This is a genomic window from Desulfovibrio sp. ZJ369 (genome assembly GCF_011039085.1).
In the GTDB taxonomy this organism is placed as follows: Bacteria; Desulfobacterota; Desulfovibrionia; order Desulfovibrionales; family Desulfovibrionaceae; genus Desulfovibrio.
Genome location: NZ_JAAKEI010000058.1, coordinates 1 through 10,310, shown reverse-complemented (window position 1 = coordinate 10,310; position 10,310 = coordinate 1). Strand labels below are relative to the sequence as shown.

Genomic DNA, 10,310 nt, shown 5'->3' with positions numbered 1-10,310 from the left:
CCACGCGTTACTCACCCGTGCGCCACTCTACTCAGGGCCGAAGCCCCTTTCGCGTTCGACTTGCATGTGTTAAGCACGCCGCCAGCGTTCAATCTGAGCCAGAATCAAACTCTCCAGTTCAAATCTGTACTTAGATTCCCGCTTTCGCAGAAATCAGAATCTCAAAGACTCTTTCTTCCCACTCGCTATTCACTTGTCAATGAACCACCGGGAGGTCTCCCCCTGCCGCTTTCCAGCGGCGCGGTGCAGACTTATGCACCATCCCCGACAAGCTGTCAACACATTTTTTGCTCAGGCGGAAAATTTTTTCCCGGCCAGGGCTGTGTGGAAACTCGTTTGTCGCGGAAAGTGCAAGATAGACATTTCGGCTTCGCGTGTCAACACCACCAGAGGCTTATTTTTAAATTTATTGCCAACTGGTTTATTTTGCTGAAAAAGTAATTTCAGGCTTCACGCGCCCATCCCTGTACGTCTGGGCAACAAACGCAGCAGCAGCACCAGCGCGGCTCCAGCCAGCACGCTCTGCCAGTCCGGCAGCGGGGCGTAGAGCGAAAGGGCCAGAGTCAGCAGGGCTCCCAGGGCCGCGGCCGTGGCATACAGGCTTTCCTCCACCGCGCGGGCCACATCGCCCAGCGCCATATCGCGCACCAATCCCCCGGCCAGACCGGCCAGAACCCCCAGCAGCAGGCAACCGCTCAGCCCCAGACCGAACGCCAGGCCTCGCGATGTGCCCACGCACGCGGCCAGGGCCAGGCCGAGAGAATCCGACCAGTAAAAAAAGCGCCATGCCCTGCCGGAAAGATTGCCGAACAGGGCCCCGGCCAAAGCGCCAAACACGGCCGCGGCAAGGTATTCGCCCCGATTCAGGGGCAGAGCCCCAAAGCCCAGGAGGCAGTCGCGCAGCAAAGGCGCCGCCAGGCCTGCCAGACAACCCAGCACGGCCGCGCCGGTGACATGGTTGCCGCAGGCACGGCTGCGGCAGGATGCGGCGGCGGCCAGCAAAACGCCGGCCGCCAGATCCAGAATAAAGATGGGCGCAAGGCCCTGTGCAAAGATCATGGCTATTTGGCAAAGCCCACGGCCCGGCGCTCACGGATCACGGTGACGCGGATCTGGCCCGGATAGGTCAGATTTTTTTCGATTTTTTCGGCAATATCCTTGCAAAGGATATATGTGGTATCGTCGTCCACGTTGTCGGAATTGACCATGACCCGGATTTCACGCCCGGCCTGAATGGCATAGGCCTTTGTCACCCCGTCGAAGCCGGTGGCAATGCCTTCCAGCTCCTCCAGGCGCTTGACGTAGTTTTCCAGCAGTTCCTTGCGAGCGCCGGGTCTGGCCCCTGAGATGGAGTCCGCCGCCTGCACCAGGACGGCCAGGGCCGTGGAGGGCCGCTGATCCTCATGATGGGCGGCAATGGCGTGGATAATCTCCTGACTTTCATTGTACTTTTTCGCCAGATCCGCGCCGATCAGGGCGTGAGGGCCCTCAACTTCATGATCCACGGCCTTGCCGATGTCATGCAGCAGGCCAGCGCGCTTGGCTTTTTTGACGTCCATGCCCAGTTCCGCGGCCATCATGCCGCAGAGCGCGGAGACTTCCAAAGAGTGCTGCAACACGTTCTGCGTAAAGGAAGTCCGGTAGCGCAATTGACCGAGCAGGCGCACGATTTCCGGATGGATGCCGTGCACCCCGGCGTCAAAGGTGGCCTGTTCGCCCACTTCGCGCACCTGCACGTCCAGTTCCGTCTCGCATTTCTGAACAATATCCTCAATGCGGGCCGGATGGATGCGCCCGTCCTGGATCAGACGTTCCAGAGCCATTTTGGCCACCTGACGGCGCAAGGGGCTGTACGCGGAGAGGATCACGGTTTCCGGGGTGTCGTCGATGATCAGATCCACGCCCGTGGCTGCCTCCAGGGCGCGGATATTGCGCCCTTCGCGGCCGATGATCCGGCCCTTCATGTCTTCGCTGGGCAGGGACACGGCAGTGACCGTCTGTTCGTTCACATAGTCGCCGGCGTAACGCTGGATGACATTGCAGAGGATTTCCTTGGCCTTGCGATCCGCGGTTTCACGAGCTTCCATTTCAATCTGGCGGATCATCCGCGCCGACTCGTGCCGGGTTTTGGCCTCGATTTCCGAGAAAAGGCGGGCCTTGGCCTCTTCGGCGGTAAAACCGGCGATCTGGGCCAAACGCTCTTCCTGCTCTTCTATGCGGGCCTGCAAAAACGCCTCGGACTCGGACAGTTGGCGTTCCTTGCGGGCCAGATCTTTTTCCGTTGCCAGGAGCTCGTGCTCTTTGCCCGTGGCCTTTTCCAGCTTTTCCTCAAGGCGGCCGCCCATTTCCTCCAGCTTGCGCTCACGAATTTTGACTTCGCGCTCCCGTTCCTTGAATTCGTTTTCCAGCTCGCGCTTTTGATTGAACAGATCATCCTGCCCCTGAAGCAGAATTTCCTTTTTCTGGGCCTGGGCCTCCTTGCGCGCCTCCGCCACAATGCGCTTGGCCAGATCATCGGCATCGCCGATGCGCTTGGCGGCCACCCAGCGGTGGCCCACTACGCCGACCGATGCCCCCACCAGGACGGCCGCAGCGAGCGCAAAAATAAACAAAATATCCATGAAACCAGCCTCTCTTTACAACTGCGGGCCGAACCCGGCGAACACCGGCAGCCGCCTTGAAAAACGCGGCTGCCGCAACGATATTGCCCGAAGGGCTCCTGTGACCCTGGCTGGACGCCGGAGAAAACCGGCACAAGGATGTGTCGCGCAGCAGAGACGACGCCTGAACAGGCGCGCCGAACCTGGAGAACTCCTAAGGAACTCCGGCATAATCCCCAGAGCGCCGTGTCATGCATGCGGTGCAGAACCTGGTTTCCCAGGTCGGGCGCCTGTATGCTTTTCTCAGGCTTCCCGGCCATGCCGGGCATGCACACAAAAAGCAGAGACGGCTCCCATTGTTCAATGCTTGTCAGGTTAGCACCGAGGCATAAATCACGCACACCCCAGGGAAAACGCCCAAAAGAGTCTAAACGGATTCCTCTATCTGTGAAAGCAGGGAACTGATGCGATTCTGCACATCAGCCGACTTTTTCTGCGATTGCAACAACTCATCCGCCAGTCCAAGGGCCAGAAAGGTGAGCAGAATGTCCTTGCTCTGCCCTCCGTGGGACCTCAGCTTCTGGTCTGCAAACCGTTCTTCCACCAGCCGCACGGCGCGTTTGACGCGCTCCATGTCGGCACCGGGCCTGAATGCTATCTCAAGACCGAGAACGGTAAGGTTGATGTTTCCCTGGCTCACAAAAACCTACTCAATGCTGTCATGCTCCTGAATCCTGCGCAACAGGGCGTCAATTCGCTTGAGCGCCTCAGTGCGCAAGGCTTCTTCCTTGGCAAAGGATTCATGCAGCTTGCGGTTTTCCTCTTCCAGAACCGCCTTTTCCGCCACAAGAGCGGAAGATTCGGCGCGAAGACGCGCATTCTCCGCCTTGAGGCGGTCCAGCGTTGCGAGAAGCGCCGTAACATGCGATTCAAGCCGTTCCAGAAGTTCCATAGTCTGTAGATAGCACCGCCCCCCAGGCTTGGCAAGAATGGATGGTACCCTGCAAAGCAAAAAAAGCTCCGGGCGCGGCAGCAAAGGCTGCGGCGGCAGGCGCGGAAAAGGAGAAAAACGGCAAGATACGCGGCTCTCAGGGCGCAAGCCATTTCCTGCAGATCCGGGAAGGAATTTTTTTCCGCCAGCAGCGCAGCCATACGCGTAAAAGGCGCACAACCCCGAACCTTCACCCCCTGCGCGGCAGATTTTTCTGACGGCCGCGGGTTGCGGCAGCCGTTCGCCCGCAGGGCGTTACGGATGGCGACAGCAGTCCCTGGCGCTACGTCGCAACCCCGGACCTTCACCCCCTGCGCGGCAGATTCTTCTGGCGGCTGCGGGCTGCGGCAGCCGTTCGCCCGCAGGGCGTTACGGATGGCGACAGCAGTCCTTCGCGCTACGCCGCAACCCCGGACCGTCACCCCCTGCGCGGCAAATTCTTCTGACGACTGCGGGCTATGCCCATTTCATTGCCGGGCACGTCCCTGGTGATCACCGAACCCGCGCCCACCAGGGCATTGTCGCCGACGCTGACCGGCGCCACCAACGCCGTATTGCTGCCGATAAAGGCCTTTTCTCCGATTTTTGTCTGGTACTTGTGCCTGCCGTCATAATTACATGTGATTGTGCCCGCGCCGATATTGGCCCCCGCGCCAATCTGGGCGTCGCCCAGATAACTCAGGTGATTGGCCTTGGCTCCTTTGCCCAGGCGGGCCTTTTTAAGTTCCACGAAGTTGCCCACATGGGAGTCGGCTTCCAGCACAGCGCCGGGCCGCAAGCGCGCAAAAGGCCCGACCAGCGCGCCCTCGCCCACCCGTGCGCCGTCAAGGTGCGAAAAGGAACGTATCTCGGCGCTCGTGCCGATCAGGCTGTCGCGCAGCACGCAATGCGAAGCCACAGACGCGCCGCGCCGGATTTCCGTGCGGCCGCTGACTTCGCAGGGGCCGGTCAGCTCCGCGCCCGGCTCCACCCTGGCCAGAGGGCTCACCCGCACCAGATCCGGCGCATGCAGGATGACGCCCGCGGCCAGCAACTGTTCCGCTGTGCGGGCGCGCAGCACTTCTTCCAGACGGGAAAGCTCCAGGGGAGAATTGACGCCCAGCAGGCTGTCGTCACGGCCGCACTGCACGCCGCGGACAGTATACTTTCCCGCTACGGCCAGGCCGATCAGATCCGTGATGTAGTATTCGCCGCTCTTGTTGTCGTTGCTCAGGCGCGGCAGCAGGCTTTCCACCGCGGCCAGATTGAGCCAGTACATGCCGGCGTTGACTTCGCCGCTTTCCGGGCCGTAGCGGGCCGGATCGTAATCCCTGGCTTCCACAATGCCGATCACCCGGCCCTGTTGGCGCACCACCCGCCCATAAGCGCCGGGATTATCCGGAACAATCGTTGCGAAGGCCAGGTCCGCCCCGGCCGACTCAGCCATAAAATCGCGCGTCAGTTCCTCGGAGAGCAAGGGCGCATCGCCGTTGACCACCAGCAGATGGCTGCAACCGGCCTCGGAAAGCGCAGGCAGAGCCTGCATCAGGGCATGACCCGTGCCGAGCTGCTCGCTCTGGAACACCAGGCGCGCATCCGGAAAGGCCGCCTGGACCATTTCAGCCCGATGCCCCACCACCATCCAGATTTCCTCGCCGAAAACCGGCCGCAGAGCTTCGCGCACATAGGCCAGCATGGGCTCGCCCAACAAAGTCTGCAAAACCTTGGGCCGCTCCGAATGCATGCGAGTGCCCTTGCCGGCCGCCAGAATAAGAGCCGCGTTTTTGGTCATGAACAACTCCTTGCTCCGCCCGATGGCGTGTACGTCAAAACAGACCGGTAATAGCCTCTTGCCCGGCAAACGGCAAGGCAGGCCGCGCCAGGGCCGGCGCGGTCTGCCAGAGCTTTCGCCTGCGCGGCAAAGGCTAGAGCGGTTTGCTGTTGAAAACGGCAACCGCTCTGGCGGCCGCGAAAGCGGACGCCCGCGCCGAATGAGCCTGAAAACCACGCTTTTCAGGCGAAATGACGGCAGCGCCGCTTTTGAAATTGAATAATTTCAAAAGCAAAATGCTCTATTGGGCCTTGAAGGTCAGCCCGGAGTCTCTGACGTCCACGGTCACATGCTGGCCGTCGCGGATCTTGCCGCTGACCAGCTCACGGGCCAGAGGCGTTTCCACATACTGTTGCACATAGCGCTTGAGCGGGCGCGCCCCGTAGACCGGATCGTAGCCCGCACCGGCAATGAAATCCCGTGCCGCGTCGGTCATGGAGAGCTTGATTTTGCGATCCTCCAGACGACGACGCAGACGCGCCAGCTGCAATTCCACAATGCGCGCGATCTGATCCCGCCTGAGCGGCAGAAAGACCACGGTTTCATCCACCCGGTTCAGAAACTCTGGCCGGAAGTGCGCGCGCAATTCATCCATGACCTGTTCCCGGGCGCCTTCTTTCAACGTGCCGTCGGGCGAAATGCCGTCCAGCAGATGCATGGAGCCGATATTGGACGTCATGATCACAATGCAGTTGCGGAAGTCCACGGTGCGGCCCTGGCTGTCCGTCAGCCGCCCGTCGTCCAGCAATTGCAGCAAGGTGTTGAACACGTCCGGATGCGCCTTTTCGATCTCGTCGAACAAAATCACGGAATAGGGCTTGCGGCGCACGGCCTCGGTAAGCTGGCCGCCCTCGTCATAGCCCACATAGCCCGGAGGCGCGCCGATCAGCCGCGAGACGGAATGCTTTTCCATGTACTCGCTCATGTCCAGGCGCACCATATTGTCCTCGGTGTCGAAGAGCGCTTCGGCCAGGGCCTTGGAAAGCTCGGTTTTGCCCACGCCCGTGGGCCCCAGGAAAATAAAGGAACCCGTGGGCCGCGCCGGATCGGAAAGCCCGGCCCGCGCGCGCAGCACGGCATCGGCCACGGCCGTGACCGCCTCGTCCTGACCCACGACCCGCTTGTGCAGCTCTTCGCCCAGGCGGAGCAGTTTTTCGCGTTCGGATTCCAACAGCCGGGTGACCGGGATGCCCGTCCATTTGGCCACGATTTCCGCCACGTCGTCCGGGCGCACTTCCTCGCGCAACAAACGCGGGCCGCCTTCGGGCCTGCCGCCCGAAAGCTCGGCCAGTTTTTTCTCCAGTTCCAGCAATTTTGAGTACTTGAGCTCGGCCGCCCTGTTCAGGTCATAGGCCCGTTCGGCCTGCTCGATGGCCAGCCTGGTCTGCTCAATCTGCTCCTTGAGCTTGCGCACATTGTCAATGGAACCCTTTTCGCTTTCCCACTGCTTGCGCATGCCGGCCTGCTGGGAGCGCAGCTCGGAGAGCTCATTTTCCAGCCGTTCCAGGCGCTCGCGCGAGGCTTCGTCAGTCTCGCGGCGCAGGGCTTCCCGCTCAATTTCAAGTTGCATGACCTTGCGGTTGACCTCGTCCAGATCGGCGGGCAGGGAATCGATCTCCGTGCGGATCATGGCTGCGGCCTCGTCGATGAGATCAATGGCCTTGTCCGGCAACTGGCGGTCGGTGATGTAGCGGTTGGAGAGCACCACGGCCTCCACAATGGCCGAGTCGCTGATCCGCACCCCGTGATGCACCTCGAAGCGATCCTTCAGGCCGCGCAGAATGGAGATGGTGTCCTCCACCGAAGGTTCTTCCACAAGCACGGGCTGGAAGCGCCGCTCCAGGGCGGGATCTTTTTCAATATACTTACGGTATTCGTCCACCGTGGTGGCGCCGATGCAATGCAGCTCGCCGCGCGCCAGCATGGGCTTGAGCAGATTGCCCGCATCCATGGAGCCTTCGGTTTTGCCCGCGCCCACAATGGTATGCAGCTCGTCGATGAACAGGATGATGTTGCCCTCGCTCTTTTCCACCTCGCCGAGCACGGCCTTGAGCCGTTCTTCAAACTCGCCGCGGTACTTGGCCCCGGCGATCAGCGCGCCCATGTCCAGGGCGTAGAGCTTGCGGCCCTTGAGCCCCTCAGGCACGTCGCCCTTGACGATACGAAAGGCCAGACCTTCCACGATGGCGGTTTTGCCCACCCCTGCCTCGCCGATCAAGACCGGATTGTTCTTGGTGCGGCGCGAAAGAATGCGTATCACCCTGCGGATTTCCGCGTCGCGGCCGATAACCGGGTCCATTTTGCCCTGGCGCGCAGCTTCCACCAGATCCCGGGCATACTTGCTCAGGGCCTCGAACGTATCTTCGGGATTGGCGCTGGTGATGTGCGCGCCGCCGCGCAGCTCTTCCATAGCTTGCACAAAGCCCGCGCGGGTGAGCTTGTATTCCTTGAAAATCTGGCCCAGGGGAGTGGAGGGCTCCACCTCGGTCAGCGCGGCGAAAAGATGATCCACGCTGACGTATTCATCCTTCATGCGCCGGGCCTCGTTCTGGGCTTCGCCCAAAACCTTTGCCAGACGCGGGGTGATCATGATCCTGGTGGGATCCATGCCGCCGCCGGAAACCGAAGGCCGCTTGCGCAGCGCGGTTTCCAGGGCCACGGCCAGGGCCCTGGGCTGCACGCCCATGTGTTCCAGAATGCGGGGCACAATGCCCTTTTCCTGCTGCACCAGGGCCAGAGTCAGATGCTCGGCATCCGTGCCCTGATGGCCCATGCCCGCGGCGATCGTCTGGGCCTCGCTCACCGCTTCGCGCGCTTTTTCCGTAAATTTGTTGATATCCATCTTTTCCTCCACACAATGCCGGGGCATCAGGCCCGGAGGCATAGCAGCAAACCGCAGCGCCGAACGCCGCGGCTACTCTTCAAATCCCTGCAGGCTGCGCACAGTTCTCTCCAGCGCGTCGATGCGCTCCAGCAAATCCACAATGATCGTGCCGCCCACCACCGGCAGTTCAAAATCGCAGCAAATGCGCTCCAGTTTGCGCACTCTGTAAATATCGGCGTCGCGGAACAGATATGTTTGCGTCGCGCTGGTCCGGGTTTCAAGCCAGCCCAGGGAAAGCAGCTCCTGCAGGCGCTCCGGCGCCACGCCGGTAATTTCCACAAATTCCTCCCAGGCCATGACCGCGGACGGCGCAGGCAGCGAGGATGGTTTTTTGGTCATGCTCATATCAGCACCTCCACCTGGCTAGGCGCGAGCCTGAAAGGCCGATGTGTCCGCCAGCTTCTGCCAGAGCTCGCGCTCGGGCGCGCTCAACTGGGCGGGCGCCTTGATCATTACCCTTGCCAGCAGATCGCCGCGGTTGACGCCGCTGCCCATGCCTTTGCCGCGCAGGCGGAACTTGCGGCCCGAACTGGATCCGGGCGGGATGGTCAGCTCCACCTGGCCCTCCAGCGTGGGCACCGGCACCTTGGCGCCCAGCGTTGCTTCCCACGGCGCGAGCCATACGTCGCACTGCAGACTGTCGCCATCAACCTTGAACAGATGATGCGGCAGGTAACGCACGCGAAGGAATAAATCGCCGGGCGTGCCGCCGGGCACTGGATCGCCCTGCCCGGCCAGGCGTAGTTTCGCGCCGTCGCGAATGCCCGCGGGCACAGTAACTTCCAGTGTTTTGGGCCCCTGGGGCATCTGCAGCGTCACAGTACGGCGACCGCCGCGCGCCACTTCCTCCAGACTCAGGGGCAGCTCGGCCTCCACATCGCGGCCGCGCCGTTGCCGGGCGGAAAATCCGCCAAAAGGATCAGGGCCGAATTGCGTGCCCCGGCCACTGCCTGCGCCGCCGGCCGCGCCGCCGAACAGGGTTTCAAAAAAATCGGAAAAGCCGGAGCCGTCAAAGCTCTTGCCGTTAAACGTAAAATGCGCGTTCCCAAAGCCCGGCGCGCCCTGGAACTGCTGCCCATGCTGCCAGTCAGGCCCAAGTTGATCGTACAGCCTGCGCTTTTCCGGGTCCTTGAGCACCTCATAGGCTTCGTTGACTTCCTTGAATTTTTCTTCGGACTGCTTGTCGCCCGGATTAAGATCGGGATGGTATTTGCGCGCCAGCTTTTTATACGCCTTGGAAATATCCTCGGCCCTGGCCCCGCGCTCCACGCCCAACAATTTGTAGTAATCTTTATATGATACTGCCATGTTCTGCTCTCCCCCCGTGCGGGTGTGACACTAGAGCATTTTGCTTTTGAAATTATTCAATTTCAAAAGCGGCGCTGCCATCATTTCCCCGCAAGCGGGACAAGTCCCCGCAAGCGGGACAAGCGCCTGAAAAGCGTGGTTTTCAGGCTCATTCGGCGCGGGCGTCCGCTCCCGCGGCCGCCAGAGCGGTTGCCGTTTTCAACAGCAAACCGCTCTAACGACAAAAAATAAGGCCGCTGCGGGCAAGGTCAACACTTTTGCCATAATAAAATAGCGGCTGGCCTATAGCGCGGGAGTTTTTCGAGAACACGCCGCGCAGCAAAGTGTATGCGGCTCATCGCGCATGGGCTGAACGCCGCAGTCTGTACTCTGAATTTTACGACCGGGAAGACAAGACATTTTTCCAAAAGCCGCGCTTCCCGACGCCTGCGCTTTCGTCTCCCTGAGGGAGACATGCGGCGTGAGAGCATTGTAAAGGTAACATGCTCCGAGGGCGATTTTTCCATTGAGGACTTTTGCCTTTGCGGCAAAAAAACGAGGGTATTAATAATATGATGTAAATGTGTTATATTCCTCCAAAAGGAGGAGCCCATGGAAGCAAAGCCCGACTGCCCCAAGTGCCATGCCAGCACGGTATATCGAAGCGGAAAGATTCTGGGAAAACAACGGTATCGCTGCAAGAATTGTGGATTTCAATTTACTCGCACCACTCCACGG

The 10,310-nt window shown here is 60.8% G+C and carries 8 protein-coding genes, 1 rRNA gene and 1 other RNA gene; all 10 read right to left on the bottom strand.

Features of this window, described 5'->3' with window-relative positions:
- Positions 1 to 120 (bottom strand): 16S ribosomal RNA (locus G7Y51_RS12280); the annotation flags it as partial.
- A gap of 330 nt (positions 121 to 450) precedes the next feature.
- On the bottom strand, positions 451 to 1,059 hold the full coding sequence (locus tag G7Y51_RS12275) for a TRIC cation channel family protein (RefSeq protein WP_165177903.1): 609 nt from the start codon (positions 1,057 to 1,059) through the stop codon (positions 451 to 453).
- Positions 1,060 to 1,061: 2 nt separating this feature from the next.
- Positions 1,062 to 2,621, bottom strand: coding sequence for a ribonuclease Y (gene rny, locus G7Y51_RS12270; protein WP_165177901.1), 1,560 nt, complete (start codon positions 2,619 to 2,621; stop codon positions 1,062 to 1,064).
- 208 nt (positions 2,622 to 2,829) lie between these two features.
- Positions 2,830 to 3,014: non-coding RNA, 6S RNA (gene ssrS, locus G7Y51_RS12265), on the bottom strand.
- A 13-nt stretch (positions 3,015 to 3,027) separates the two neighbouring features.
- Entirely contained in the window at positions 3,028 to 3,300 is a 273-nt protein-coding gene (locus G7Y51_RS12260; protein ID WP_165177899.1) for a cell division protein ZapA, read from the bottom strand.
- Positions 3,301 to 3,306: 6 nt separating this feature from the next.
- Positions 3,307 to 3,552 (bottom strand): cell division protein ZapB, encoded by a 246-nt coding sequence (locus G7Y51_RS12255; protein WP_165067252.1) that lies wholly within the window; start codon positions 3,550 to 3,552, stop codon positions 3,307 to 3,309.
- Between the two features lie 457 nt (positions 3,553 to 4,009).
- Positions 4,010 to 5,362, bottom strand: a complete 1,353-nt coding sequence (gene glmU, locus G7Y51_RS12250) for a bifunctional UDP-N-acetylglucosamine diphosphorylase/glucosamine-1-phosphate N-acetyltransferase GlmU (RefSeq protein ID WP_165177897.1) — start codon at positions 5,360 to 5,362, stop codon at positions 4,010 to 4,012.
- 280 nt (positions 5,363 to 5,642) lie between these two features.
- Positions 5,643 to 8,243 (bottom strand): ATP-dependent chaperone ClpB, encoded by a 2,601-nt coding sequence (gene clpB, locus G7Y51_RS12240; RefSeq protein WP_165177894.1) that lies wholly within the window; start codon positions 8,241 to 8,243, stop codon positions 5,643 to 5,645.
- Positions 8,244 to 8,315: 72 nt separating this feature from the next.
- Positions 8,316 to 8,630, bottom strand: coding sequence for a chaperone modulator CbpM (locus G7Y51_RS12235; RefSeq protein WP_165177892.1), 315 nt, complete (start codon positions 8,628 to 8,630; stop codon positions 8,316 to 8,318).
- An 18-nt stretch (positions 8,631 to 8,648) separates the two neighbouring features.
- A complete protein-coding gene (locus G7Y51_RS12230; protein ID WP_165177890.1) occupies positions 8,649 to 9,593 on the bottom strand; it encodes a J domain-containing protein in 945 nt (314 codons plus the stop codon).
- Positions 9,594 to 10,310: the final 717 nt, after the last annotated feature.